Consider the following 26,742-nt stretch of genomic DNA (forward strand, 5'->3'; position numbering starts at 1 on the left):
GTGCCAATGTGAATTACAACTCACACCACATCTGTGGGTTATAACTTCATTTGAGACTAAAACAAGCTTATAATGGCTGTTTTTATAACATTAATCAAAGATATTTATAACATCTAGTAGGATAACCGTACTTTTTCTATAAGATGCAGTGAGACAATATTTTTAACTGGTATTGCACGGTTGGTTTGGGACAACCTTGTCCTTTTGGCGAAGGACTACGTATTGTACGTAAGCAGGCTCAGCAAGACCGCCTTCGGTATGTCTACGAGTGCGCCCAAAAGGGCGTTCCGTTTCATACGGTTTGCGAGCGATTCAATGTTGCCTAATCATCTTTGGAATTTTCTATATCCGTTTTTGCTCATTTATAGGTTTTATTCCATTCATAAATTCCCTAAAATTTTCCATAATTTCTTTGGACCGGGTATGGTGCAAATAGTGCCCTCCTTCAAATGTCATCACTTTTCCATGTACAGAGTTTTTTATTTGCTCCTCATGAAGAGGTATCCAGCCTTCCGTTTCGGTATTATTCGCTTGTAAAAAGAAAATAACTGGAAGGTTCGTTGGAAAGGTCAACTTTTCAGCAGCTTTAAAATTAGGAATGATATGTTCGCCTTCACTTAAGATGTTGGGATTAAACATGTTTTTGAGCGTAAGAATTCTAATTTGTTCTCTTGTTTGATCATCAACGGTCGGTGTAACCAGTTGGTCAGGGCTCAGTTTCATTAATAATCTCGAGAAACCTGATTTTTTGAGCAGTTTATACGTTTCTGCCGGGAATGGATCATCCTTACCACCTTGCGTTGGAACGCTGCTATCGATTCCGACAAATGCACTAACTTCGTTTTCATATTTGTTCACATAATCCAGTCCGTAAATGCCTGAAATGGAGTGGGCCATGAGAATATAGCGGTCAATATGAAGACCTTGTAAAGATTCGTGAATTTCACTTACCATGTTATCTAGGGTTCGTTCTTTTTCGGTAACATCACTTAGTCCATAACCAAAAGGCTCAATTACGACGACTCTGTAAAATGGAGACAGCTCATCCACTAACGGCTTATAATCCAGAGCGGGTGCTGCCGTTCCGAAACCAGGTAATAGCACGACCGTTTCTTCGCCTTTCCCTTGAATCGTAACATTCATATTTTTACCGTCGACAAGTACAGACTGCCCGTAGGGTATTATTTTTCCTTGCTCCGATTTACTGCTGATTATATTGGCTATAAAAACAATCGCAATAAAGAGTCCCATGGCTGCAACTAATACGCCTATGGATTTAAGCATAAACACAAGTAATTTTTTCATGGATTTAAACCCTTTCCTATTTATTTTTCTATGAAATGACAAACTTGGAACTGGCCTCGCCTGCAAAAACACTCCTACCATCCTCTGGTAACAAGACTTGATTCTTACCGCTAACCACGGAGTGGTTCATACAATTCCCTCCTTGATCATATACAGCAAATGAGCTATTCGCAGGTAATTTAACTGTCATTAGCTTTCCTTTGGCCGCGGTTGGCACTGAAAACCATAACCTCTTTGGATAATTCATTGGTTTCAAGCCTCTCAGCGCTGTACTCCGAGATAGCCGTTTGTCCAAGCCTTGGTACGCTTATATATGAACGGGACCACAAGTAGGTACGACCATTTTTCTCCACAACAAATTTTATCTTTTCGGTGCCTTCTTCATTTACAAAAGAGCCATCTGCCGTATACGTATACTTTTGGGCAGGACTGTTTGGAGCGGCAATTGTGAATACAGACAGTTCTCCAGCAGTACTCATATCTACCTTTAACACAATGGAACCGCTATAAATCCCTGTATACAGGGATAATTCCTGTGGCATATCCGCTTTTACAGGTATACCATATGATTTATCCTGCTTCAGTTCCTGAATTACATTTTTTCCCTGAAGTGCACTAAGCAGCAGTTCATTCGCCAACATTTGAGCGATTACGCTTGAACCCTCTGAAGAAGAGATCACAGCCGCAGCCATGTTCAGTTCTGGGAGCACAACTAATGATGAATGATAGGACATAGTATCTCCTACCTTTGGTTAGTGCCTTGATACCGTATTGGTTAAATGGAAACAGGTTCACACTATCCCATCCTAATCCGTATGCAAAAGACGCATCGTTATCTTCCGGCCACATGCCTTTTTTATACTCTTCTTGTTCCATGGCTGTTATCGACTCCTTAGAAAGAATGCCCTTGTTCTTTTCCGTGAAAATCTGTGAGAATTTAACGAGATCTTCAACTGTAGAGTAGATGCCGCCGGTACCGATAATATTATAATTCTCAATGGGGAGTTGTCCCTTGTAAGCAGGGGAATAGATACCAGCCATTGCCGTTAAATCCAAAGCATCCAGCGGAGTTTTTGTATGATTCATTGCCAGAGGCTCTGTAAAATACTTGTATATAAATGTTGTAAAGCCCATGCTGCTCCTGGACTGCCTTTAAGCTTTGAGTCGCCAATTGCGTTAGCAAGGTATCGTGTGATTAGGGCTGCTTTACCGAGAAGACCGGAGGAATGATTCAACAGCATGCGTGGTGTATCTGTTTGTAACGGGTGTCCTTCATCTACAAGCTTCATCACAGCGGCCGCGAGTACCACTTTGCTCGTTGAACCCATCCCGTAAACCGTATTTGAAGTAAGGGAGATATTGTCGTTTAGGTCGTTTTTGCCTGCCTGACCTGAGACCACAATTTCTCCATCATCGATGAGCGCATATTGCACACTTGGGATGCCGTATGTTTCTGTCAGCAGTGCGGCCATTGCAGACATTGGGGCAAGCATCGTCAGAACGAGAGTTGCAGCAGCTATAGAATTTCTTTTTCTTGCTGTACTCATGCTCATCCTCATTTTTGTTACCTCTCTTGGTTTCACTCTCGGATTTACTCCTGTCTTCATCTATGTGTCGGACTACCTTAACGGGGGCGCTAAAGACAGCATAGCCAACCAAGATGTCCCCCTAATGACGACAATATGAACGGAATATGAACAGGCAAAAAAAAGCTGCGCCGTCACATGCAAGGAAGTGTGCACATGGTGGCGTAGCCTTGAGAAGGTATGAATCTAATCACCCTGCTGGTGTTGTGATTGGCAAGATGACAATGAAGGTCGTTCCTCGTCCGTATTCGCTCTCGACCCGGATGTCCCCTTGATGAAGCGATACGATCTGCTTTACAATGGCCAGTCCCATACCGCTGCCGTCATATTTCCGGCTGTGGGAACGATCGGCTTTAAAGAAGCGATCAAATATACGCTTTTGGTCCTCCGGGAGAATACCAATGCCCGAATCGGATATGCGGACCATCACGTTCTTGATATCCTGTTTGATGCTGACGTCAATCCTGCCGCCATCCTTGGAAAATTTGATACTATTGCCGAGGATATTGCTCCATACCTGATTTAACTGGTCATGATCGGCCGTGATTTTAACGGGCTGCAAATCAAGCTCGAACTGAATGTTGCGAGCTGACCATTGGGGTTGAATAGCGACGATTACTCGTCTGATCTGTTCATCCAGACTGAGCGTGACGAGTCGCATCTGCGGTGACTGCGAGTCAAGAAAACTCAGCTTTAGCAGACTATCACTCATTTTGGACATTCGCGCAGCCTCAGTGATGATAATATCGAGATAACGGCTTCGTTCGTGATCCGGGAGGTCTACCTGCTTGAGCGCTATAGCATAACCGGAAATGGAAGTGAGCGGAGACTGAACTTCATGGGACACATTTGTCACAAATTCCCTGCGCATCTGCTCAAGCTGCTGTAGATCGTGCATCATTTCTTCGAAGCTCCGAGCCAAAGTACCTAGCTCACCCTTTTGTTTAATATTAAGCTTGACGTTGAAATCTCCCGCAGCTATACGCCGGGTCGCTTCTGTCAGCTTTTTGATCGGTCTCACTAGGAACATAGCCGCAATTAGAATCAATAAGCTTCCTGCTATCAACGAATAGATCAAAAAAGTTACAACAAACTTGATGAAAAATGAGGTGGAAGAGGGAGTGAGCGGCTCTACAAACATTGCTCTGGTTCCCATTTCAGTTTTTATCGGCAACCCCAAGAAGATCGTATCGATCCCATTGGCTTGAACCCTTCCTCCATCCAGCACTTTCTTCACTTGTTCCGTAGTCACAGGGAAAGCATGGTGTCCTGTAAGCTCTCCGTAGGATTGGAACTGATCCGTTTCTTCATAGATTCGAATGTGATAGGAATTGAGTTGCTTCATTTCACTTATAAACAATTCTGCTTCATGTAACGGCAATGTGTCGTAGATGCGGACGATGTCCTGGCCAAAATCAAGTAAGGTGATTTGCAGGTTTTCGTTTAATTTATCTTGAAATATCCAGGTTGCCGCAAAAAAAGCAATGATCGTGCCCACGATCACGGAGACCAGAAAGGTCAGGACTACGCGTGTATATAAGGAACTGATCATTCCTGTACCTCAAGCCGGTAGCCAAGTCCGCGCACCGTTTCGATACGAAAATCGGAGGTAGCCGCGAAACGTTCGCGCAGGCGTTTAATATGCACGTCTATCGTTCGATCATCGCCAGCGTAATTGATCCCCCAAACTTGATCGATCAATTGCTCCCGCGTATAGACTTGTCCCGGTATTCCAGCGAGTTTATACAGTAATTCGAACTCCTTGAGCGGCAAGGCGAGCGACTCCGTACCTCTCATGACCTTATAAATCTGCCGGTCCAGAATGACGTTGCCTAACCGGATGGTCTGCGTGGAGCCCATACGGTATCGTTTCAACAGTGTCTTGACGCGAGCCATCAACTCGAGCGGATCGAATGGCTTGGTCAAATAGTCATCTGTCCCGAGCTGGAATCCTTGCACTTTCTCCCAGGTTTCGCTTCTTGCAGTCAGCATAAGTAACGGAAGATCCGGATTGGCTCTTCGAAGTTCCTTGCATAACGCCCAGCCGTCCATGACCGGCATCATAATATCAAGGATGACCAAATCGACAGGCGTGGAGGCATAGATGGCCAGTGCTTCCTTGCCGTCAGCGGCTTCGGCCGTTGCAAATCCGTCGTTGCGCAAAAATAAACAGACGAGTTCGCGAATGTTCGCATCGTCGTCAGCAACCAATATCGTAGGCATTCGTTTCCTCTTTCCCTAAAAAGAATAATTCTTCGTTTGTGCAAGAGCGAAGAATGTCTACATATGCTACCTCATTGGTTGAATACATGCAACGGTATTGATGTAGAAATGATCTCTTTAAATTGTTATTGGCCCGCCCGGGCGCAGTTCAGATCGCATCCACGGCAGTACAGCGGCCAGATAGGGAGCGTGGCTTACGAGAACCCGGACGCCTCCCTGGTGTTGATTGCCGCCAACACCGGGAACGACTTTTTCTTGAATATTTTCGCTTTAGCTTGTCTGTTTATTTCATGTAAAATCATATTTCAATTACGATGAAATAAAACCACTCACTGGACTTACCATCTTTCAATCTGTTATCTTTTCAATATCCTTATGTTGTTTTGAATAATAAGTCTCTGAGCACCACTTAATTTGAGGCTCTCTATTCTTCTCATAAATTTTTATCAGTTGGTTTAAAACAAAAATCTTTTGTACAATATTTCACTAAAAAAGTTAAGCTGTTGATTATAAAAATTAATATCCTTTTGATAAGGATGGCGATCCTTTTGGTTCCTCTCATATACATCAAGAAGTTGAATATGTAAATTATATATATCTTTATAATTAATCATAATCTCCCCCCTTCTATTTTAGAGTCAGTATACCCATTTAGACAAGGAAATAGACAAATGATTCAATCTAATATTTCTTGGAAATTAATCAACAAAACACAAAAACTGATGAGATCGTTTCGTCCCAACTTAAAAATCACAATGTATAAACAGGCCTGTTAATTATCCAAATATCTCCGTAAGTTAAAATCTAAGTACCAAAGATGCATTCTCCAAATAGCAGGATGAGATTTGAATGAGTGCAACATTTTTCTTAAAACGAGTCATTTCACCTGCTATACATAAAGTAAAAAAGCCCCTTTTTAACGGGGCTATTTAGGTTAGATATTAGATTGTCCTGTAGCTAAAAATGTATATAACAAAATTTTAGCCGAGCAAAGGTAATTTTTCCTTCAGATAATGTTTGTCTCACTTCTTGTTATAAAAAATAGGCTATCCTTTTTCACAATAAACTAAGACACTTAGATTAATCATTAACAGATAATTTTGTGTTTACTTAGCCTTAATTCCCGATTTTACTGGCTTTTCGGGGATATTGCCTGTCTCATTTAGATGATATAAACAGTCTCATTTAGTAATATAATTAGTCTCAATTGATGTTATAAACCACACACCTTATGTGGATTTAGCTATAGCTCCGCTGTCTCATCGTCTCAAATAATAGCACCGTAGAAGCCATCGCTGCATTTAGCGATTCTGCTTGTCCCTGCATCGGGATAAACACCGATTCATTGACCATGCGTGCGGTGGCATCCGAAATACCTTGGCCCTCGTTGCCAATCACAAGCCAGGTAGATACACGCAAATCCACGGCATAGCATGACAGGCTCGCATCCAGCGAGGTGCTGATCAAGCGGGCTCCCTTGGTTTGAGCCTGCGGCAAAAGCTCCTCCAGACCGCCCTCGATCACGGGCAGGTGAAACAACGATCCCATGGTGGCGCGGATCGTTTTGGGATTGTACAGGTCGGCGCAGCCATGACCCAGAATGACGCCAGCCGCTCCGGCGGCGTCCGCACTGCGGATGATGGTGCCTACATTGCCGGGGTCCTGCACCCCGTCCAGCACCATCACCAGCGCATCCGGCTGCTCCAGCAATGCCGCAAATGCGCTGCGCTCCCCCTTACGCACGATGGCGAAGACGGACTGCGGCGTCTTCGTATCGGTGCATTTGGCAATGACCGCCGCCGACACGGGAATCCATTCCACCGGCTGGTCAGCTTGATCCAGGCCATTCAGCTCAGCGGGAATGCCCTTGTCCAAATCGTAAGCGACGCTTTCAACAGCCGCGTCTGAACGCAGCGCTTCCTGCACCAGATGAATACCCTCGACAATATATTTATGCTGGCGGGTGCGATGCTTTTTCTCCAACAGCTGCGCCCATTCTTTTACACGCGTATTATTCGGTGAAATGATTTCCATACGTTATCCGTCCGTTTCTTTAAAAATAAATAATTCTTAACTTGTCCTATACTTAAATACCAAGCCTCTCCTATGTAGCAAAAGCCAGCTCCAGCTTGGCCAGATCATCCTTATGACCCACAATAACCAGCACATCCCCCGATTCCAGCCGATCTTCTGCATAAGGTGAGATGTTCATTTCCTGATTTCTGCGAATCGCCATTACATTGCAGCCGAAGCGTGCGCGTATATCGAGCTCCTTCAGATTTTTTCCAATCATGGAATCGGCGGCCTTCATCTCCAAGATACTGTAGTCCTTGGACAGCTCGATATAATCCAAAATATTGGGAGATGTCAAATGATGGGCTACCCGCAGCCCCATATCCCGTTCAGGATAAACGACTTTATCTGCCCCAATCTTGTGCAGCACTTTCCCGTGTAGTTCATTTTGCGCTTTGACCACTAGAGCCGGTACACCCATGTCCTTGAGAATCAATGTCGTGAGGATACTGGCTTGAATATCTTCGCCAATCGCAACTACAATCACGTCAAAATTACGTATACCCAGCGCTCGCAGCGCTTCCTCATCCGTCGAATCGGCAGACACGGCATGCGTCACAATATTTGACATCTCCTGTGTGCGCTGCTCGTCCGAGTCAATAGCCAGCACATCAAACCCCATCTCGCTCAGTGCGGTGGCAACACTGGAACCAAAACGCCCCATACCAATGACCGCATACTGTTTTTTTGCCATTCCTTCTTACCTCCCGATCACCATTCTGTCCGTCATAGTATAGCATAACACGCTACAAACATAAATTTTGACATGCTTATGCCAAATGCTTCTTCATGTATACCCGGCTGTAGCCCAAGCCATAATACACCTGATAACTACTACAACATACGGGAGGTACACATGCCCATTACACTGGATTTACGACAAGCGATTGTTCACAAAGTTCACGGCAAATCAGAAGCTGATCTTACAGATATGATTATGGGGTCAGTGGATGGACCAGAGGCCGCTTTGCCTGGATTGGGTGTCATTCTTGAAGTCGCCTGGAAGCAAATGAGCTCAAACCAGCAGCAGGAGTTCGTCCATTTGGCTCATGAACAAATTGATAAAATCAAACCCGTCCCATTAACCTAGTTCCTACCGTGCAAGTTCTTGTTTATGTTTAGCCGTGCTTATGATTCTGCTCTTATCCGAAAATGACAATAGTCCACTCGCTGTAACCTTGAGTGGACTATTCGTTGTGTAGATCAAAATGACTAAGATCAGTCTGCTATGCTGACTAAACCTTATGGAGCCATCTCCAAAAACTTGGCTGTCGGATTTTTCTCTATAGCGGTACGCATAGCATATTCGTTTTCGAACAAGGCGACATAATTACCTTTTTTATCTTTTACCAGTGTAGAGTTAATACGGAACTTGCTCGGATCAATCTGATCATCCACGATCCAACGTGCAAATTGGAATGGCATACGCTGGAGCTGTACGTCTACTCCGTATTCGCCCTTCATGCGATATTCGAATACTTCAAATTGCAGTTGGCCGACAACACCCAATAGCGTATCGTCGAAGCTTACCGTATGGAACACCTGAATCGTACCTTCCTCAGTTAGCTGATCAATCCCCTTCTGATACTGCTTGTGCTTTAAGGCATTTTTCACGGTAACCTTGGCGAAGATTTCAGGCGAGAAGGTCGGCAATTCATCAAATACGATCTCGCTGCCTTGACTGAGTGAATCGCCAATACGGAAAATACCTGGATCAAACAATCCAATAATATCGCCCGGGAAAGCTTCCTCGACAATATCACGGTCCTGTGCCAGAAACTGCTGCGGTTGGGACAGCTTAATCTCTTTGCCCATCCGTACATGCTTAACACTCATCCCGCGTTGGAACTTACCAGACACGATGCGCAAAAATGCGATACGGTCGCGGTGAGCCGGGTTCATGTTAGCTTGAATCTTAAATACATAGCCGGTAAATTTCTCGTTTGTCGGCTCGATTTCCCCCGCTGTGCTGCGACGCGGCTCTGGTTTGGGAGCAAGCTGGAGAAAGTTCTCCAGAAACGTTTGCACACCAAAATTGTTGATCGCACTACCGAAGAATACAGGTGTTAATTCTCCGCGCTGTACTTTCTCCATGTCAAAAGGATCGCCCGCTACATCAAGCAGCTCCAAATCCTGACACAATTGGTCATGCAGATATTCACCCGCCATCTCGCGAATGATTGAATCATTATAATCCTCCACTTTTTGTACCTTAATCGTGGAGTGATCATCTCCCTGGAACAGCTCGACCTGATTCTTGACACGGTCATAGACACCGCACAGCTCCCGCCCTGTGCCAATTGGCCAGTTCATAGGAACCGAACGGATACCAAGCACCTGCTCCAGTTCTTCCATCAGATCAAAGGGACTGCGTCCCTCACGGTCCAGCTTGTTAATGAATGTGAAAATCGGAATTCCGCGCTTCGCACAAACTTGAAACAGCTTGATCGTTTGCGCCTCCACACCTTTCGCCACGTCAATCAGCATGACCGCGCTATCTGCGGCTGTCAACGTGCGATACGTGTCTTCACTGAAATCCTGGTGACCCGGGGTATCCAGAATATTAATGCGATGTCCCATATAATCAAATTGCATAACCGAGGATGTAACCGAAATTCCCCGCTGCTTTTCTATTTCCATCCAGTCACTCGTCGCATGCTTGCTTGCTTTACGCGCTTTGACTGTACCTGCAAGACGGATTGCGCCTCCGAACAGCAGCAGTTTCTCCGTCAATGTCGTTTTCCCCGCATCCGGGTGAGAAATAATCGCAAACGTGCGCCGTTTGTCAACTTCCTGTTGAAGTATATCTGTTGTTTTACTCATTTCACATATCCCTTCATGATCAAATCCATTGCATTCCTTGCTCAAGCTATTCATAAAAAGGCCATGATGCACGCCTAATTTCATCACCATATTTCATTATAAATACGATCTTATTTACATGTTTTAGCCTGCCTTTAACTTATAAATCAGGTGCAAACTGAAAACCTGAGACTAAGCTATTATAGCATACTCCGAACGCAAAGCATCCCCTTACATCCTGAACAGGACATAGGGGGATGCTGGACAAAACGGGATTACTGAGCGCCGCCTACCCGCCAGATGACATTATCTTCATCCTGACCGCTAACCGGCCACCACTTGAAGCCATCCTGCTCCAATAGCTTGTGGGCACCTTCCGGTCCCCATGAGCCGGCAGCATAGGTTTCCAGCGTATCCGGGGTTTGCTGCCATGCCTTGGCGATTCGGTCGACGAATCCCCAAGCTGTGGCAACCTCATCCCAACGCGTGAAGTACGTCGAGTCACCCTCAATCGCGTCCATCAGCAGCCGTTCGTAAGCCTCCGGTGAGTTGATGCCCACCATGCAGCTTTGGCAAAAATCCATAGCCAGCGGCTCAATATCTGATTCGGAGCCAGGCTTCTTGGCATTAATTTTAATATAAATGCCCTCCATTGGATTCACCCGGATGACGAGCAGGTTCGGCTCCAGCTTATGCTTTTGACCGAGATACACATTTGTCGGCATGCTCTTAAATTCCACTACAATCTCCGTTGTTTTGACAGGGAGACGTTTGCCCGTGCGAATATAGAACGGTACGCCCGCCCAACGGAAATTATCTACAAATACGCGTGAAGCAAAATAAGTCTCTGTGTTCGACTGTGGATCAACCTTATCCTCTTCACGATATCCAGGCAACTGCTGACCACGATAGCTTCCTTCTGTGTATTGGCCACGTACCACATTGGTCTTCACATCCTCAGTCGATTCAAAAGGACGCAGCGAGCGCAGCACCTTTACCTTTTCATCACGGATATCCTCAGGCAACAAACGACTAGGCGGCTCCATCGCAATCATCGTCAGCATTTGCAGCATATGATTCTGCCCCATATCGCGCAAGGCACCGGAATGATCGTAGTAACCTCCGCGCTCTTCCACACCTACCGTTTCACTAAGGGTAATTTGCACATTGGCAATATGCTTATTATTCCACAATGGTTCAAAGAAGGCGTTTGCGAACCGGATAACCTCGATATTTTGTACCATTTCCTTGCCAAGATAGTGGTCAATCCGATAAATCTCTTCTTCGGCAAATACCTCACGTATTTCAACGTTCAACTCTTGGGCAGATTCGAGGTCGTAACCAAACGGCTTCTCAATAACCAGACGATTCCAGCCCTTGCCATCCATCATGCCGCCTTCTTTCAGGCTTTTCGACACACTTCCAAATAGTTCTGGAGCCAAGGCCAAATAAAACAACCGATTTCCCGGAATGTTAAACTTGTTCTCTATAGACTCCGTCTGCCGTCTCAGCTCATGAAAGCCTTCCACATTGTTGATATCCAGCGATTTATATTCAAAATGGTCGGCAAACCCCTGCCATTCTTGATCATTCTCTGCCTTGTAGCGACTAAACTCCTGTATGGAAGCGTACAGGTCGTTACGGAATTCTTCCTCTGTGCGAGGGCGTCTTGCTACACCAATAACGGCGAAATCTTCAGCAAGCTTCCCTTCACGGTACAAGCTGTAAATCGCAGGAAATAGCTTGCGGCGAGCCAAATCGCCAGTAGCACCAAAAATAAACAAAACTGCACCTTGCGTCACAACAGATTCTTTAACAGGTATGTCAGCCATGAAGTACCTCATTCTTCCCATGTCAAGATTCCGCAATCCACAATCCTCGAAATCCGCATGTAGTATTGTGTATATTTAAACAAGATCATACTTGATTTTCGAAAAACATGGAACTAAAGATTTGATGACATTTTATCATATTCTACATGGATAAGCCATCCGATCAATCATAAATTTACCTTATAAGTCAGTATTCTATCGTAATAAGTGGAAACCCAAGTGAAATACGTGTATCCTGCTCTTCCCCATCTTCATGTACAGCCATCTGCATATGTACCTGATGCTCACCGCTTTGAATGCTTAACGGAAGCTTCGGAGCTTCATAGGATACAGCTACCGTGGTTGCATCTGTGTATCTTTCTTTGGCCTGCATGGAAAGGTTTCTAGCTAAGCTCTCCTCTGTCAGCTTCAGCAGTTGATTTACGGATTTCTCAGAATGCAGTGAACGCTGAACGGCTGTGTTCCACTGCGCTTGTACTCCAACAGACTTTAATAGCTCAGCACAGAGCTTATGAAGTCGGACCAATTGCTCACGTCCTGCATCGCTGCTGTCCAGTTGAACGACCACATACCATTGCTCAGCCTGCCGCTCCATCATGTTTAAACGCAAATTAAGGCTTTCACTGTCACGAACAGAACGATACACCGTGTGCCCATTTTCCACGAGCTTGTTTACAGCAGGCATATTCAGTTGATCGGCTATCTGTGCCGCTATAACCTCTGGATTTTCACCGTTAGCAGTCCAATCCCCTTGCCATTTCACAACCAGCTTATCCAGCGAACCGGGAGCCTGATCCGAGACGGTTAACAACGAACGCAATGCTTCTTCTGCCTCACGGGAATCATATCGAGTCGTCTGAAGCGCTCCATAACGCCAGCCAGTCAGTACCAGCACCGCTCCCAAGACTATGATAGCAATCATCCCTTTTTTTATCATCCCTGCTTTTAGCATCGCCATTCCTCCCGCTTCATAACCATCCGTTTCCAAATACGATCTGAATGCCTTCTTTTTTGGGTTGGCTTGAAATCTATTAATCTATCAATAGCATTCCCGTTACCGGAGGTTTTATACGCGCAAAAATGCAGCAATGCCTTTTAAAATATTCATCTGCCTAACTGGGTGTTCGACCATACATCGTAGGCACCGTGAGAATAGACTATGATCACAACGCATCTTAACCCAAAAGAGGTGAAATCATGTTTCCTATTTACCCTATAACTGAAACCAGCGTAGCACCTTATGGCGGCCAGCTGGTATGTGCAGTTATGCGTGATGGTACAAGGCACGTCGGCATCTTAAGCGGGTGCAGCAAGGGCAAGCTAATGCTGAACGGGTATCCTTCCTCCTCGCCCGGCAGCCTTTATGCCGGAAGCTATAGCAACAAGGAGAAACAACAAGCCAAGAAGGTATCCTCTAAAAAGAAAAAAAGGAATCCTAAAAACAAAGCAAATTCCTCTGCCAAACTAAATTCCTTAACTAGACCACCCAACCGACCTCTGAGCCCATCCTATCCTTATGACACCGGAGGATTGCCTGGAAATGGCTACGGTGGATATGGATATGGTGGACCAGGCTATGGCGGCGGGTATGGTAGATATGGCGGATATGGATTTAGAGCAGGACTTGCGCTAGATTTGGCTTTAATCGCCTTTTTGTTCCTACTTATCTAAGCATTGTGCATTGAACGCAAAAAAACCGGAGGGCAAGATGCGTCCTCCGGTTCTTTGTCTTCGTTTACTCTACGTCCTACTCTGCTAATCCGTTTTTATAGGCGTAGATTGCCGCCTGTGTGCGGTCCTCCACACCTAGTTTGGCAAGAAGGTTGGTGACATGGAATTTTACCGTCTTAATCCCGATAATCAGCTCATCTGCGATATCCTGATTGGATTTCCCTTGTGCCAACAACCGGAGTACCTCCATTTCTCGATCCGTCAGCTCCGCATGGGCGGGTGCCTCAGCCTGCGGCTGGCGGAAGCGATTCATCATCTTGGAGGCCACCTGCGACTCCAACACCGACTGTCCTCGTGCAGCTGCACGGATCGCATCTGCTATCTCGGATGCGCGGGACGTCTTGAGCAGATAGCTGAATGCCCCCGCTTCAATGACGGGATACATTTTTTCGTCGTCCAAATAACTCGTCAGCACAATGACCTTCGTTTCTGGAAGCAGACGCATCACTTGGCGTGTCGTTTCAATACCATCCATGCCATCCATGACCAGATCCATCAAAATCACATTCGGCTTATATTCCGAAGCCAATCGTATGCCTTCTTCCCCGCTTCCAGCCTCGCCAACCACCTCTATGCCTTCTTCCGTACCCAGCACTGCCGCAAGTCCAATCCGTACCATTTCATGGTCGTCTACCAGCAGTACGCTAATCGGTAATTCCGTTTCCATGATCATCGTTCCTTCCGCTTTCATCATTAATGACTGGCACCGACACCTCAATTCGTGTCCCTTTTCCCGGAGCCGTTATATACTGAATAGCTCCTCCAATCTCGCTGACCCGTTCCTGCATCGTGGATAATCCGTATGAAGTCTGCTTTTTCTCATCCAGTTCAAAACCAACGCCGTTATCCCGAATCGTCAAACGGATGGAATCCGGTCGTTGCACGATACGGATCTCCATGCGGCTTGCTTTGGCATGACGCAATGTATTAGACATGGCTTCCTGAACAATACGAAACAGGTGGTTCTCAATGCCTTTAACTAACTGTACTCCGCTCTCCATCTCAAAATCAATCTCCATCGGTACCTTCGCCTGCAGCTCCTGTATCAAATCACGCAAGCCTTGCTCCAGTCGTTTCCCTTCCAGATAGACAGGCCGCAGATGAAGCAGTAGCGCCCGCATTTCGGATTGTGCCACGGAAGACATTTCTTCAATCAGCGCCACTTGACGCTGCGCTTTATCAAAATCCTTATCCAGTGTCCTGCCGACAGCTGTCGCCGTCATGGAGATGGCGAACAATTGCTGGGATACTGCATCATGCAGCTCTCTGGCCAGCCGTTGCCGTTCCTCAACAATCGCAGTCACCCGGGCCTGCTCTGCCAGTTGGGCATTATTCGTAGACAATCGCTGCAAAGACGTAACCTGCTCCTGCCATTTGCGCCCGATTCGCTCCAGTTGCTCGCCCAGCCTGCCTAGCTCATCATGGCCCAATGGCGGCAGCTCACGTGCGGGGGTTCCCTTTTCCCACATCAGCAACGTCTCTCTCAGCATTTCCAGCCTGCTTTTAAAGCGATAGCTCTCATAAAATCCGTATATGGACCCTGTTCCAATCAACACCAGTATTACGGCTCCTGCAAATTTCAATATCATTCCCCAGGTCGGGAACGACTTCACATATCCATATGTATACAGCATATAAAAGACAACTACGCCCACAACAACACACAGGAGGATACCTTCACCCATACTGCGGGTTACCATGTTGGACGTTTTTTTATGACTCATCCCGGTTCCTCCTGATCAATAAAATCGGACGCGTACATCGCCCGCCAAGTATGAAATGATAAACTTCACTTTATATTCACTCTGTGCATAGTTCGGTGACTTCCAAACCATTCGATTGAGCATACCCGCTTCATGATCACGGTCAAACTGAATCTGCCCGAACAGCACGAACATTTCCACCTCTACACCGTAATTATCCGGCAGCGTGATATCAATATCACCGAAGATCCCCTGCAAAAATATGACGGGTTCACGTTCTTCCGGAATAGCCAACGTCAAATCAGCATCCACATCCCCAACCACATGCCATATACTTGTGCTGCGCAAGCTCCACGGCACTTCGTCCCATTTATGATTGGATATAAAATTGTGCTTGAATATAGAGCTTTGGCCTTTATGCAGCTTTCTGGAACGTGAATAAAAAGCAGCCAATGAGGTCAAAGTGACCACCACAAACAAGAACAAATGATCCAGTACCAACAGCCCGGCACCGATTGCAAGCATCGTATAGCCCTTTTTGATTTTGGAATTGCGAATCTTATATATTCCAATCAACATCAGGATCAGTGCAACCACGGAGAGGAAACCAATCCACTGACCGAATAAAATTATAATTCCGATGCCGATCCCTGCCAGTGCCAAGACTGATTTTCTTCTCTCCATGCTGCACCCCCTTTTTGTTTATACAGGAAGGAAAAGCCATAGTGGCGCGACTACCGCCATATGGCTTCTCGAACCGTACAGATTGAGCACTGTTATTGGCTAGTGTCCATCTATACAGCATATCATAATGTGGTGTTTCCGAGTAGTCAGTCCTTCTTGATATCTACAGGTTTAGCACCTGCCTGAATTTTGGACTTCAACTGTTGAAGCTGCTCATCCACTTTGAATTGTTTTTCAGCCTCTGCCGGATTGACATATGCTTCTCCCGGAGCTTGGCGGTAAGGAGCACGAAGTACGTCAGCCTCTGCCTCCATTTGCATGATTTTTTCTTCCATACGGTGGAAACCCAGCGAAGCAGATCCGCTTTCAATCGTGTGCAAACTGTTGATTTGCGACATTTGTTTTTTGGCTTTTGCCATTTGAGCGCGGGATACCAGCTCATTACGCTTATTGCGCATTTTGTAGAATTCATCCTTCATGTCGTGGAGCTGCTGTACCAATTCTTTGGCTTGAAGCTCAGCTTGTGTATGCAAGTCACGGTACTCATCCTGCTTTTGCACAAAATAAATCTTCTCGCCCAGCAGCTTGCGTGCTACTTCTTCCTGACCATTCCGCAATGCGGATTCGGCTTGCTTTTCGCGCTCATTGGATACACGCACGGCTTCCTCCAAGCGCTGTTTCATGCGACGTTCATTTGCCATTTGCTTGGCAACCGTTACCTCAGCCTCGTGAATTTCTGCCTCCATATCGCGCAGATACTGATTTAGCATAATAACCGGATCTTCCACTTTATCCAGCACTTCATTCACCGATGCTCTTGTCATATCCTTCATTCTTTTAAAGATTCCCATTATTTACGTTCTCCCTTCTCAAATTGCTCTACTTTTTTACGTAACTCTTCCAATTCCTTTTTCATTGCTTTTTTCTCGATATCTTCCATCATGGAATCCAGATCACTGTTGTGGCCTGTATTAAATTTGGATGAATGGCGGGCATCTTGACCAAACGGGTTCGAATTGCCGTATGCTCCGCCCTGATTGTAACCAGTTCCCTTTCCATACTGCGATCTTGTACTATTACCGCCATAATAGCGTGGGTCCTGATGGGTGTAAGGGCCGCTATCTGGACCAAATCCTCCATCAAAAGGAGATCTTGGCTCCTTGGAGATCACCAGCGCAGCAATCACATAAATCATAAATGTGGTACCTGCTGTAATAAAGAAACTGATCACAACCAGAATACGAATCCAAGTTGAATCCATTCCTGTTGCGTCGGAAAGACCGCCACATACTCCAGTTAATACTCTATCCCGGCTTGATCGGTAAATTCGGGTCATAATCAACTTACTCCTTCCCGCTGTTGTTCAGCTTGCTTTTCAGTCTCGCCCACTCTTGTTCGAGCAGCGATCCACCGCTTTGAGCATCCCTTGCATGCTCCTCACCCCGACGTAAATCACGCAGACTCAGCGTTTCTGCTTCCATATCGGCTACCCGGTCTTCCAAGCGGTTGAACATTCGGGGAACATTTCGTCCGCCGTATGTACCTGCCCGTTCGTTCATTTGCTGCTGGAGTCTCAATGTTTGTACACGTGCGGCATAATACTGACGCTTACTGTGTACCGTTTGATATTCTGTCTTTAATGTATCCAGCTGTTGCTCCAATTCACGTAGTGATTCACGGCTCTGCTCCCACAGCTCTCTATACTGCTCTTCTTTTTCTGCATACAGCATTTTTTCCTGAAGGGCCAGCTTTGCAACGTGTTCTTCATCTGCTTTCAAAGCCAGTAGCGCCTGTTCCTCCCGTTTGGCCTGCATGGACAATGCATGATCCAACTGCTGCTTCATCTGTCTTGTATGCACTGCATACTGCTGATGCAGTTTTTCCGCTTCAGCGATTTCCTGGCGGGTATTATATAGAAACTGGTCAATCAGTTGCACCGGATCTTGACTTTGTTCCAAATGCTCATTGAAGGTTGCTACGGTAATATCACGCATTCTTCGAAAAACACTCATTAGCGTCTGCTCCTTTCACATTTCGTATTTTCATAATTTTAATACTGCTTGTTTCCATAACCTTCTTCATTCCTCAAACTGTCACATTCAGTAGCGTCTTCTGCGGTCGCTCAGCATGGATACACCAAATATGATTAACCCAATTGCCAGCAGCGGCCCAATGAGCCAGGATAGTTTACCCAGTAAAATCAGTACCCCGAGCACAAGCACGATCCAGCCGAAGAGCGCATTTCCTCTTTTCACACCGTAGTAACCCAACATAATCATGGCTATCGGAATCAAGTAACCAATCAGATGTCCTACAAAGTAACCGAAAAACGGGGTAAACTTACCGAGCAGCAAAATCGAACCTAGCACGATCAGTACAATAGCCAAGCCATTCCCTTTGTTAACTCTCACGATCTCTCACCGCCTTTCACTGTGTCTTGCTTATGTCCTTATTGTACGCTGATCAAGCGTTCGTCAAAACGGACCCCAGACGGTTTTCGAACCTAGACCTTAGTCGAGGATATATACAGACCTGCGGCTATCCACCTCTACGCTGTTCTGCTACATGGGCTGTTGAGCGTGGCTCTCCCGCTTGCTTAAAGCGGAGTGAAAGGACGAGACACATCAATAATGCTATCGTTGCAACCATATAAGGCATATTGATATGAACATCAAACAGCAGCCCCGCAATCAGCGGTCCAATCACATTCCCCAAACTTGTATAGGAGGAGTTCATACCTGCCACAAACCCTTGCTCATCCCCCGCCTGTCGCGACAGAGAAGTGCTTACTGCCGGACGGAGGATATCCATAGCCAGAAAAATAATGAAGGTCGTTAACATAATCATCGCGTACTTTTCAGCAAACAGCGTTAGAAAAATGAACAGTCCACCAACAGCCAAACAGATGTGAATTACTTTTTTCTCACCAAAACGATTAATAATCCAGCCAAATATAGTTGCTTGCACAACTGCGCCCAAAATGGAGCCAGTCGTTATAATGATCGCAATATCCATCGGTGTAAAACCATATTTATGATCAACAAATAGTCCAAATACCGTTTCAAAGTTAGCCGGCCCAAACGCAACGACAAATACAATCAGTAAGCCCATAAAATAAGGAGAACGATAGGACTTGGCAAATTGCTGCAAAAGGTTTTCCCTTTGACGTGGAAGCTCTCTATTGTATTGCTGCTTTTCTTTGCTTAAGGATTCGGGCAGCACCAGCCAGGACAAGACAGCGGCTATCCCCGCGGCTCCTGCGGCTGCAAAAAAGGGAATACGTATTCCATATGTGGCGAGCAAACCACCAATCCCTGGTCCAATAATAAAGCCTGTGTTGATCGCTGCATTAATCATCCCCATTCCCTTTCCCCTTTCCTCGAATGAGGTCACATCAGCAACATAGGCCATAATAGAAGGAGTAAGAAGCGCTGCTCCTACCCCGCCCATGATTCGTGCAACAAACAAGATTGGAACAGAACTGGCAAGTCCAAAGACAAGCTCAGATAACATAAAAACGATCATGCCGAAGACAATCAATTTTTTACGTCCATAACGATCAGACCACTTTCCCGATAAGGGTGATAACAAAAGCTGTGTCAGTGCAAAAGCTGCAACCATCAGCCCCATTGATGAGCCATTCATCCCTAGCTCACTTATAAACTTAGGTAAAACAGGTACCACCAGGCCAATCCCCATGAATGCTAAAAAAATATTAAGCATCAACAAGAGCATTGCTCCCCGATTCCGTGTCAGTATAGACATAATTCCACCATTCCTTTTCTGTATCTCTTTATTTCTAAAAAACAACAAAACTTAAATTGTTTTATGAGTTTTCTCGCGAAGAAATGCCCTCTTCAAATATGCAACATATTGTTGAGGACATTTTCTATTTTTGGGCCAATCCAAATAACAAAATATCTGCGATAGAATAGGTAGCCTCCTTAACCGTAACACTGCTATCCAGAAAAAAACGCTGATCAAGCGTCAAATTTATAGAATCAATAATAAGTCTCATAATGAGCGCCTCGTTTTTATTTACAATAATCCCTTCCTGGATGCCCTGCTGGATTAATGTTCTGAGCTGGGGCCAATCACTCAAATCGGCATGCACTCTTTTCCAATGCTCAGGATAATATTTTTTCATTTGTTCCAGTATTCGCAAATCATAAAACTCATAATATTGCGGCATGACCCTGATCGCCTGCTTAATCTTCTCCAACAAAGTTAGTTGATCGTTTCCGATAATTTGCTCGGTGATTCGAATCATATCATCACTCGTACGCTCTATAAGCGTTTCTAAAATGAGTGCTTTGGATGAAAAATGCTCATATAAGGTACGCTTACTAATAGCGAGTCTTTTCGCAAGATCATCCATGGTAAATTTCAAACCACTTTCATGCGCTTCCTCCACAAAAGCTTCCAAAATCCTTTCCTTCATCTGCATCCCTCATTTCTTTCCACTCAATAAAACTAAAAACGTTTTTTCAGTACCATTATCCTACTACACACAGCAAATCCCCGTCAAATTTACCTGGGGTTCTCACTCAATTTGGAGTCGTACCTGCTATCCAGTCGGTAGCGGAATGCAAGGCCAAGAAGAGGAATCTAAAAAACCACGAAAAGCCTTGGGAAACCAAAGCTTTTCGTGGTTTATCGGGCACGTTATGCTGTTCATTCAGAGTCTAGGCTTTTCCACCAAACTTCTTGTTGATCGCATGAAATTCCAACAGTAGATTATCATTAATATCCTTTTGTGGCATAAGTTTACTTGGTAGCAACAAAAGTAATGTGACCGTATAAGTCAGTATTGTCGTCGAATGTGCTGATCAACCTGAATAAATATTGCTTGCTGTCTTGATCCTGGCAGGCATTATTTAGAATGTTAATGGTCCCCTCCCACCCTTCATCTACAATAAGTCCCTTTAGAGACAGCAGCGTCATGCTTCCCGTATTAACGTCAATTTTGCTGAACCCAGTCTCGTTAAACAGCGCACTCCAGGCGGACTCCATCATGGGCTGAGCGTTGACATAAAGTACCTTCTGGAGATCGTTCAGCCGCGAACGGTTTTCTTCCTTCTCCGGGTCAAGGCGTACCAGCAAATCATGGGTTGCCAGTCGTCCCCCGGGTTTCAGAACTCTCATAAATTCTTTGAGAGCTTGGCGCTTCTGCTCTAGAGGAAGCATCGACAACATGGCTTCATTAATAACAACATTAAATGATTCATCCGCAAACGGAAGGGAAAGAGCATTTCCAAACTCAATATGAACGGAGTTTTCCAAACCATGGGTTTTGATGTTTTCCCGGGCCTTCAGCACACTCGGTTCGTGAAGATCGATTCCGGTTACATTACAACCGTAGGTTTTGGCAATATGAATAGCTGTCGTCCCCATATTGGGAGCTACCTCAAGCAGCTTTGTATCAGGGGTGATTTGACACGCCTCCAGAATTCTTTCCGTTGCAGCCTTACCTCCTGGACGCAATCTGGTTTTACCCAGGGAGGCTAGAAATAGATGGGCGGACTTTTCATGGGCAGTTTTATTCATGTATGGGCACCTCTTTTATTTAATTGATAATAATTATCATTATCATACTCGCAGTATAAGGTCTCACTATAAACATGATTGTGATTGGAATCACTAGGTTCGTAAAAAAAAAGGAGTATATCTCTATTAAGCTGGTTAAACACCTTTATGTTGGACACCACATTTCTAACAATACAGTAATTGACTACCTGAGGAGCGAACAATATGACGAATTTCTATAAAGTATTAACCCCATATTATGATGAAATATTTCCTGCAAATGACAAGCAAATCAGCTTTCTATTCTCCTGTTTCCCAGCCGCTTCCACTTTGCTTGATGTGGGCGCAGGTACGGGCAACACTGCGATTGCTTTGGCAAAGGCTGGCTATATCCTTACTGCAGCCGAACCCGAACAAAGCATGACCGTTAAGATTAAGGAAAAATCAGACCGTGACCAACTTCATATAAAAGTGATGCCAAACAGCATGCAGCAAATACTCCAGTTAAATGCGACGTTTGATGGAATTTATTGTATCGGCAACACTCTTGCCCATCTGGACAATTTCAATGAAATATGTACATTTCTTCAAGCTGCATATGACATGCTGAATGAACAGGGTAAGCTGGTCATTCAAACTGTAAATTTCGAGAATGTATTACGTCATCAAAATTATTCCTTCCCGCTGATACAAAAAGATACGTTTACATTTACTCGTAAGTATGAGCCTTTAGATCATAAAATTAGGTTTACTACAATTCTGGAAGATCACTCAGATACTCATTCAAATACGATCCTTCTTTATCCTGTTACAAAAACTCAGCTTCAGAACGAGCTCCTGAATTGCGGATTTCATTCTATATCGGTATACGGTGATTATGGCAAGTCTCCCTATAACATAGAATCACCAGCGCTCGTTATTATCGCATCCAAATAGGTGACTTAATACTCATAATAAAAGATAAAACGGGACACTAACCATAACGTGTTATTGATGACTATTATTGAACGGCACACAAAAATCAGAACAACTACTTGAAAATAAAAAATAGGTTTGTAAAAATTGTTTAATACAATTTTACAAACCTATTTTTCGGTATACCAGCAAGAGAACTCGAACCTCCACGGTTTCCCGCTCGATTTTGAGTCATACATGCAATGATAGCAGAAATTAAGTCAAAGAAGAGGAATCTAAAACCCGCGAAAAGCCTTGTAAAATCAAGGTTTTTCGCGGGCTTTTGTGTTGAATTCAGAGCCTGTCTGACTTCCCGCGATCACCGAAAAAGAAGCCATTTTTAGACATTGGGAAGAACTCGGAAAGAACTAAAGCAGAACCAGCCCGCTCCCTTCCATTGACCAAATTAATGAAGCGCCAGCTTCAGGGAGGGTACATGCTATGTCCAAAACAACCGTTATCACCATTGCCAATCAGAAAAGCGGTACAGGTAAAACGACACCGCCTACAATCTCGCTTACGTCTTATCTGAGGATTAAACTTAAATTAAGTTTAGTAAAAGCTCAGAAATCACTACATCTAATTATTAGACTTCTTGCTTTTAAATAGTTCTTTTATTTTCACCTTTAAATTTTTGACTATTTTACTCTCCCTCCTATTTTTCTTTATCATCATCTCTTTAAACATCATTAAAAACCAAAATAGTATCAACGACAGAGCTAGCAGAAACATTGCATAATAAACATTCCACCATTTAGGAATTAGTTCAATCGGTAATTAGTATCGGAACAATGCTGTTGAAAGCAGTATAGCTAAGCTATATATTTTTGACAATAAGAATCTCAAAAAGCTCGATCTTCCGTTTACAAGAGAAAAAGCGGGTGCCAAGGTCTTTTACATTTTGTTATTCCATAGGCATTTCGTTAAAGAAAGCTACATCATCGACAGCCAGTCTTACCGCCGGATGACCGGGCTTCGTCGCCTTGCCGATGGCGATAAGCATAACAGGAGCATATCTCTCCGGAATATCGAACGCTTCTACAAATTTAGCCTGGTCATAGCCGCCCATCGGGACCGTATCATAGCCTTTAGCGCGGGCGACAAGCATGAGTTGCATTGATACTAGCCCGCCGTCGGTATAAACTTTTTGGCGGATGGCCTCGGGCGGCATGCTCGAATACATGCCGGTATAGCGTTCCACAAACGATTTAGCCGTCTCTGCAGGCATGTAACCAGCATCGACCGCCATTCCGTAAATTTTCTCGGCCAATTTATAACACTCCAAATCTCCGAGTACCGCAATGACAGCCGAAGCCTCGACCACTTGCTGTTGATTGAATGCGATCGGAAGCAGCTTCTGCTTCAGCTCCGGCGAGTCGATAACGAGAAACCGCCACGGCTGCAGGTTAGCGGCTGAAGGAGCCAGCGTGGCTTGCCGTAATGTTTCGATCAATTCCTCCCGCGAAATCTTGATCTCAGGATCATAGCTACGAACTGACCGGCGTTCTCGAATAACATCAAAAAAAAGTTGTTGCTCCATCGTTTGCGACGGTTGTGAAACCGACATGGTTCTCTCCTCCTTTTGGAAAAGCAGCATTCAGCATTTTGTTTCAATACAACATTAGTTGTTTGAACAACACTTGTTGTATTTATATGTTATAATAACAACCGAATGGTACGCAATCATCAATAACCATAAACCGTTGTATAGACAACACCATTTCTATAATGTCGTTTTATTGGGGAGATCTTAACCATGACAATTAAAAAAAATGAAGCTGATCCTCGTGTGATACGTACACGGCGACTCCTTCAAGACGCTTTTGCTTCATTAATTCAAGAAAAAGACTTTGAATCGATAACCGTTAGGGATATTGCAGAGCGGGCTACTGTTAACAGAGCGACTTTTTATGCGCACTTTGTAGATAAATTCGAAATTCTTGAGGCCAAACTAATGGAATCATTTATGACAATCATAAATCGTAGAATAAACGGTCACGAAGTATTAAATGAAGAAACAATTCAGAGTATTTTTCTGGGTGTATGTGATTTTCACAAGGGTCTAAGCACTATGTGCAAAAGAAGGTATACATCGCTTGGACCTGCATTCGAAATTCAAATAAAGGAAAAAATTCAAACGACACTTCTTTCCTTTATAGACAAAGACAAGATGCTATCGAGTCCAAACGCGCAATTCTTAATAAATACAGCTTCTATCATGTTAAGTTGGGGGATGTATGGGGCGGCTTACGTTTGGAACAATGAGGGGCGTCTAATAAGTGCGGAATCATTCGTTAAACAGACTATGCCCTTAGTGATGAACGGAGCCAAAGAACTGCTTGGATAGGTCCTGTCGCTATTGCTCTATCCTGCCCGTTCAGATGAAACCATTATCTTGAATCACCGGTTGTTATGTAACACAATGAATCATCCCCCTATCCTTGTATGCTGTACGACGGCCTGGCCCCAATCTCGTGATCATCCTTCCCGATCGTCGACTTGCACAGCATCTTTGTCTTGCCAATTCTGGATATGACCATCCGGGTGGATTAGTGAGGGAATGTTTGGTTGGGGGCTTAGTCTAAAAATAGGTCTGTAGGATGTAATAAGTTTACCGTAGCTAAGCGGGTTTAATAAACAAAGTGGGCTGCCGCTGGTATTACCCCGATTTGCAGAGTGGCAAAAAGTTTGGAACCGCGAGACTGTGTGGGGTACTAAAACTCAAATAAAAAAAGCTCACTAGAGAATGCCTCTAATGAACTCTTTTAGCTAATACCGGCGAGAGGACTCGAACCTCCACGGTTTCCCACTCGATTTTGAGTCGAGCGCGTCTGCCATTCCGCCACGCCGGCATATTCAAATTATGGAGGCGCCACCCAGATTTGAACTGGGGAATAAAGCTTTTGCAGAGCTTTGCCTTACCACTTGGCTATGGCGCCAGAGTATATCAAAGCGGACGACGGGAATCGAACCCGCGACCCTCGCCTTGGCAAGGCGATGCTCTACCGCTGAGCCACGTCCGCATGAAAATGGCTGGGGATATAGGATTTGAACCTATGCATGACGGAGTCAAAGTCCGTTGCCTTACCGCTTGGCTAATCCCCAAAACTAAAGGGCGGCCGATGGGGCTTGAACCCACGAATGCCGGAGTCACAGTCCGGTGCGTTAACCACTTCGCCACGACCGCCGCAAGTAATGAATATTTGGCAGGGGCAGCAGGAATTGAACCCACACCAACGGTTTTGGAGACCGTTGTTCTACCTTTAAACTATGCCCCTATAAAACTGGTGGAGGATGATGGATTCGAACCACCGAACCCGTAAGGGAGCAGATTTACAGTCTGATGCGTTTGGCCACTTCGCTAATCCTCCACAGTGGTGCCGGCGAGAGGACTTGAACCCCCAACCTACTGATTACAAGTCAGTTGCTCTACCAATTGAGCTACACCGGCAAAAAAATATTCATTTAAAAGTGGCTCGGGACGGAATCGAACCGCCGACACGAGGATTTTCAGTCCTCTGCTCTACCGACTGAGCTACCGAGCCTTATAATAAGGCTCTTCTTTAAAGAAAGTATTACTAATGGCGGAACTGACGGGATTCGAACCCGCGATCTCCTGCGTGACAGGCAGGCATGTTAGGCCTCTACACCACAGTTCCATAATAAAATTTAGTTGGTTGCGGGGGCAGGATTTGAACCTGCGACCTTCGGGTTATGAGCCCGACGAGCTACCGAACTGCTCCACCCCGCGATAGTAATAAATATTAGTTTTCAAATGGTGGAGGCTGAGGGGATCGAACCCCCGACCCTCTGCTTGTAAGGCAGATGCTCTCCCAGCTGAGCTAAGCCTCCACAATTGGAACACTTCTCATATAATACCATAATGAACTTTTTATTTCAAGCTCTTTATGGATTTTTTATGACCCGTAGGGGATTCGAACCCCTGTTACCTCCGTGAAAGGGAGGTGTCTTAACCCCTTGACCAACGGGCCATATACGAAATAATTCTGGCGGAGAGAGAGGGATTCGAACCCTCGAGACGCTTTTGGCGCCTACACGATTTCCAATCGTGCTCCTTCGGCCAACTCGGACACCTCTCCATATGGCTCCCCGAACAGGACTCGAACCTGTGACAACTCGATTAACAGTCGAGTGCTCTACCAACTGAGCTATCAGGGAATATTAAGCATTTTTTCAAGGTTACACCCTGAAAACTGGATCCGAAACTCCATTGCGTCCTATCTTTAGGATAAGCCCTCGACCGATTAGTATTGGTCAGCTCCATGCATTACTGCACTTCCACCCCCAACCTATCTACCTCGT

At 45.1% G+C, this 26,742-nt stretch carries 25 protein-coding genes, 15 tRNA genes, 1 rRNA gene and 1 pseudogene; 5 read left to right on the forward strand and 37 right to left on the reverse strand.

Features of this window, described 5'->3' with window-relative positions; translation table 11 throughout:
* Window positions 1-342 precede the first annotated feature (342 nt).
* The 7 genes and pseudogenes from BAZ21_RS12665 to BAZ21_RS12695 all read right to left on the reverse strand — a co-directional run bounded on the left by BAZ21_RS12665 (window position 343) and on the right by BAZ21_RS12695 (window position 7,881).
* Window positions 343-1,305, reverse strand: a complete 963-nt coding sequence (locus BAZ21_RS12665) for an alpha/beta hydrolase (RefSeq protein ID WP_068500837.1) — start codon at window positions 1,303-1,305, stop codon at window positions 343-345.
* Between the two features lie 179 nt (window positions 1,306-1,484).
* A complete protein-coding gene (locus tag BAZ21_RS29605; protein ID WP_256020812.1) occupies window positions 1,485-2,015 on the reverse strand; it encodes a hypothetical protein in 531 nt (176 codons plus the stop codon).
* A pseudogene (locus BAZ21_RS29610) lies at window positions 1,933-2,912 on the reverse strand (serine hydrolase domain-containing protein). Before BAZ21_RS29610 ends, BAZ21_RS29605 begins: the two are co-directional and overlap by 83 nt.
* Window positions 2,913-3,081: 169 nt before the next feature.
* Window positions 3,082-4,443, reverse strand: a complete 1,362-nt coding sequence (locus tag BAZ21_RS12675; RefSeq protein WP_068500840.1) for a sensor histidine kinase — start codon at window positions 4,441-4,443, stop codon at window positions 3,082-3,084.
* Window positions 4,440-5,114, reverse strand: coding sequence for a response regulator transcription factor (locus tag BAZ21_RS12680; protein WP_068500842.1), 675 nt, complete (start codon window positions 5,112-5,114; stop codon window positions 4,440-4,442). Before BAZ21_RS12680 ends, BAZ21_RS12675 begins: the two co-directional genes overlap by 4 nt.
* Window positions 5,115-6,353: 1,239 nt before the next feature.
* A complete protein-coding gene (locus BAZ21_RS12690) occupies window positions 6,354-7,148 on the reverse strand; it encodes a TrmH family RNA methyltransferase (RefSeq protein ID WP_068500845.1) in 795 nt (264 codons plus the stop codon).
* A gap of 70 nt (window positions 7,149-7,218) precedes the next feature.
* Entirely contained in the window at window positions 7,219-7,881 is a 663-nt protein-coding gene (locus tag BAZ21_RS12695) for a potassium channel family protein (RefSeq protein WP_068500848.1), read from the reverse strand.
* Window positions 7,882-8,043: 162 nt separating this feature from the next.
* Here BAZ21_RS12695 and BAZ21_RS12700 point away from each other — a divergent pair, with 162 nt between their 5' ends.
* Window positions 8,044-8,277, forward strand: coding sequence for a small acid-soluble spore protein SspI (locus BAZ21_RS12700; RefSeq protein WP_068500852.1), 234 nt, complete (start codon window positions 8,044-8,046; stop codon window positions 8,275-8,277).
* A 152-nt stretch (window positions 8,278-8,429) separates the two neighbouring features.
* On the opposite strand, the gene BAZ21_RS12705 is transcribed toward BAZ21_RS12700, so the two are convergent.
* From BAZ21_RS12705 to BAZ21_RS12715, 3 genes are all read right to left on the reverse strand, one after another.
* Entirely contained in the window at window positions 8,430-10,010 is a 1,581-nt protein-coding gene (locus BAZ21_RS12705; RefSeq protein WP_068500966.1) for a peptide chain release factor 3, read from the reverse strand.
* A 254-nt stretch (window positions 10,011-10,264) separates the two neighbouring features.
* Window positions 10,265-11,821: a glucose-6-phosphate dehydrogenase gene (zwf, locus tag BAZ21_RS12710; protein WP_068500856.1), complete on the reverse strand. Its 1,557-nt coding sequence runs from the start codon at window positions 11,819-11,821 to the stop codon at window positions 10,265-10,267.
* 187 nt (window positions 11,822-12,008) lie between these two features.
* Window positions 12,009-12,773 (reverse strand): YwmB family TATA-box binding protein, encoded by a 765-nt coding sequence (locus tag BAZ21_RS12715; protein ID WP_068500967.1) that lies wholly within the window; start codon window positions 12,771-12,773, stop codon window positions 12,009-12,011.
* A 245-nt stretch (window positions 12,774-13,018) separates the two neighbouring features.
* On the opposite strand from BAZ21_RS12715, the gene BAZ21_RS12720 reads away from it, so the two are divergent.
* Window positions 13,019-13,492, forward strand: coding sequence for a hypothetical protein (locus BAZ21_RS12720; protein ID WP_068500859.1), 474 nt, complete (start codon window positions 13,019-13,021; stop codon window positions 13,490-13,492).
* 76 nt (window positions 13,493-13,568) lie between these two features.
* Here the strand turns inward: BAZ21_RS12720 and BAZ21_RS12725 are convergent, their stop codons facing one another.
* The 10 genes from BAZ21_RS12725 to BAZ21_RS12770 all read right to left on the reverse strand — a co-directional run bounded on the left by BAZ21_RS12725 (window position 13,569) and on the right by BAZ21_RS12770 (window position 21,486).
* The gene (locus BAZ21_RS12725; RefSeq protein ID WP_068500860.1) at window positions 13,569-14,219 is read right to left on the reverse strand and encodes a response regulator; all 651 of its coding nucleotides are present in this window, start codon (window positions 14,217-14,219) and stop codon (window positions 13,569-13,571) included.
* Window positions 14,197-15,276 carry a sensor histidine kinase gene (locus tag BAZ21_RS12730; RefSeq protein WP_068500862.1) on the reverse strand — a complete coding sequence of 360 codons (1,080 nt, stop codon included), beginning with the start codon at window positions 15,274-15,276 and terminating at the stop codon, window positions 14,197-14,199. Before BAZ21_RS12730 ends, BAZ21_RS12725 begins: the two co-directional genes overlap by 23 nt.
* 15 nt (window positions 15,277-15,291) lie before the next feature.
* Window positions 15,292-15,939: a cell wall-active antibiotics response protein LiaF gene (gene liaF / locus BAZ21_RS12735; RefSeq protein ID WP_068500865.1), complete on the reverse strand. Its 648-nt coding sequence runs from the start codon at window positions 15,937-15,939 to the stop codon at window positions 15,292-15,294.
* 146 nt (window positions 15,940-16,085) lie between these two features.
* Window positions 16,086-16,790 carry a PspA/IM30 family protein gene (locus BAZ21_RS12740; protein WP_068500868.1) on the reverse strand — a complete coding sequence of 235 codons (705 nt, stop codon included), beginning with the start codon at window positions 16,788-16,790 and terminating at the stop codon, window positions 16,086-16,088.
* A complete protein-coding gene (locus BAZ21_RS12745) occupies window positions 16,790-17,275 on the reverse strand; it encodes a PspC domain-containing protein (protein ID WP_068500871.1) in 486 nt (161 codons plus the stop codon). The genes BAZ21_RS12740 and BAZ21_RS12745 overlap by 1 nt, the downstream gene beginning before the upstream one ends.
* A gap of 7 nt (window positions 17,276-17,282) precedes the next feature.
* Complete coding sequence (locus BAZ21_RS12750) at window positions 17,283-17,951, reverse strand: PspA/IM30 family protein (RefSeq protein ID WP_068500874.1); 669 nt, start codon at window positions 17,949-17,951, stop codon at window positions 17,283-17,285.
* Window positions 17,952-18,038: 87 nt separating this feature from the next.
* Window positions 18,039-18,350: a LiaF transmembrane domain-containing protein gene (locus tag BAZ21_RS12755; protein WP_007432079.1), complete on the reverse strand. Its 312-nt coding sequence runs from the start codon at window positions 18,348-18,350 to the stop codon at window positions 18,039-18,041.
* Window positions 18,351-18,477: 127 nt separating this feature from the next.
* Complete coding sequence (locus BAZ21_RS12760; protein WP_373441557.1) at window positions 18,478-19,728, reverse strand: MFS transporter; 1,251 nt, start codon at window positions 19,726-19,728, stop codon at window positions 18,478-18,480.
* Window positions 19,729-19,828: 100 nt separating this feature from the next.
* Window positions 19,829-20,380, reverse strand: coding sequence for a TetR/AcrR family transcriptional regulator (locus tag BAZ21_RS12765; RefSeq protein ID WP_068500880.1), 552 nt, complete (start codon window positions 20,378-20,380; stop codon window positions 19,829-19,831).
* A 326-nt stretch (window positions 20,381-20,706) separates the two neighbouring features.
* Window positions 20,707-21,486 (reverse strand): class I SAM-dependent methyltransferase, encoded by a 780-nt coding sequence (locus BAZ21_RS12770; protein WP_068500883.1) that lies wholly within the window; start codon window positions 21,484-21,486, stop codon window positions 20,707-20,709.
* A 204-nt stretch (window positions 21,487-21,690) separates the two neighbouring features.
* Here BAZ21_RS12770 and BAZ21_RS12775 point away from each other — a divergent pair, with 204 nt between their 5' ends.
* Both BAZ21_RS12775 and BAZ21_RS28495 read left to right on the forward strand, forming a co-directional pair.
* Complete coding sequence (locus tag BAZ21_RS12775; protein WP_068500886.1) at window positions 21,691-22,401, forward strand: class I SAM-dependent methyltransferase; 711 nt, start codon at window positions 21,691-21,693, stop codon at window positions 22,399-22,401.
* Window positions 22,402-22,860: 459 nt separating this feature from the next.
* On the forward strand, window positions 22,861-23,028 hold the full coding sequence (locus BAZ21_RS28495) for a ParA family protein (protein ID WP_141694970.1): 168 nt from the start codon (window positions 22,861-22,863) through the stop codon (window positions 23,026-23,028).
* Between the two features lie 295 nt (window positions 23,029-23,323).
* Here BAZ21_RS28495 and BAZ21_RS12780 read toward each other — a convergent pair whose 3' ends face one another.
* Complete coding sequence (locus BAZ21_RS12780; protein WP_068500888.1) at window positions 23,324-23,986, reverse strand: nitroreductase family protein; 663 nt, start codon at window positions 23,984-23,986, stop codon at window positions 23,324-23,326.
* Between the two features lie 189 nt (window positions 23,987-24,175).
* On the opposite strand from BAZ21_RS12780, the gene BAZ21_RS12785 reads away from it, so the two are divergent.
* The gene (locus BAZ21_RS12785) at window positions 24,176-24,766 is read left to right on the forward strand and encodes a TetR/AcrR family transcriptional regulator (protein WP_068500891.1); all 591 of its coding nucleotides are present in this window, start codon (window positions 24,176-24,178) and stop codon (window positions 24,764-24,766) included.
* A 426-nt stretch (window positions 24,767-25,192) separates the two neighbouring features.
* Here the strand turns inward: BAZ21_RS12785 and BAZ21_RS12790 are convergent.
* The 16 genes from BAZ21_RS12790 to BAZ21_RS12865 form a co-directional block, all read right to left on the reverse strand.
* Window positions 25,193-25,271, reverse strand: a tRNA-Leu gene (locus BAZ21_RS12790).
* Between the two features lie 12 nt (window positions 25,272-25,283).
* Window positions 25,284-25,358: transfer RNA gene (locus BAZ21_RS12795), tRNA-Cys, on the reverse strand.
* A 12-nt stretch (window positions 25,359-25,370) separates the two neighbouring features.
* A tRNA-Gly gene (locus tag BAZ21_RS12800) sits at window positions 25,371-25,442 on the reverse strand.
* Between the two features lie 7 nt (window positions 25,443-25,449).
* Window positions 25,450-25,524, reverse strand: a tRNA-Gln gene (locus BAZ21_RS12805).
* A gap of 9 nt (window positions 25,525-25,533) precedes the next feature.
* A tRNA-His gene (locus BAZ21_RS12810) sits at window positions 25,534-25,606 on the reverse strand.
* A gap of 17 nt (window positions 25,607-25,623) precedes the next feature.
* Window positions 25,624-25,697, reverse strand: a tRNA-Trp gene (locus BAZ21_RS12815).
* Between the two features lie 7 nt (window positions 25,698-25,704).
* Window positions 25,705-25,790, reverse strand: a tRNA-Tyr gene (locus tag BAZ21_RS12820).
* A 4-nt stretch (window positions 25,791-25,794) separates the two neighbouring features.
* A tRNA-Thr gene (locus tag BAZ21_RS12825) sits at window positions 25,795-25,870 on the reverse strand.
* A 21-nt stretch (window positions 25,871-25,891) separates the two neighbouring features.
* Window positions 25,892-25,964 (reverse strand) — tRNA-Phe (locus BAZ21_RS12830).
* A 37-nt stretch (window positions 25,965-26,001) separates the two neighbouring features.
* Window positions 26,002-26,078, reverse strand: a tRNA-Asp gene (locus BAZ21_RS12835).
* A gap of 15 nt (window positions 26,079-26,093) precedes the next feature.
* A tRNA-Met gene (locus BAZ21_RS12840) sits at window positions 26,094-26,170 on the reverse strand.
* A gap of 25 nt (window positions 26,171-26,195) precedes the next feature.
* Window positions 26,196-26,271 (reverse strand) — tRNA-Val (locus tag BAZ21_RS12845).
* Between the two features lie 68 nt (window positions 26,272-26,339).
* Window positions 26,340-26,411 (reverse strand) — tRNA-Glu (locus BAZ21_RS12850).
* A gap of 16 nt (window positions 26,412-26,427) precedes the next feature.
* A tRNA-Ser gene (locus BAZ21_RS12855) sits at window positions 26,428-26,519 on the reverse strand.
* Between the two features lie 3 nt (window positions 26,520-26,522).
* Window positions 26,523-26,598 (reverse strand) — tRNA-Asn (locus BAZ21_RS12860).
* Between the two features lie 66 nt (window positions 26,599-26,664).
* A 23S ribosomal RNA gene (locus BAZ21_RS12865) occupies window positions 26,665-26,742 on the reverse strand; the annotation flags it as partial.

The organism is Paenibacillus kribbensis (assembly GCF_001705305.1).
GTDB classification, from domain to species: Bacteria; Bacillota; Bacilli; order Paenibacillales; family Paenibacillaceae; genus Paenibacillus; species Paenibacillus kribbensis_B.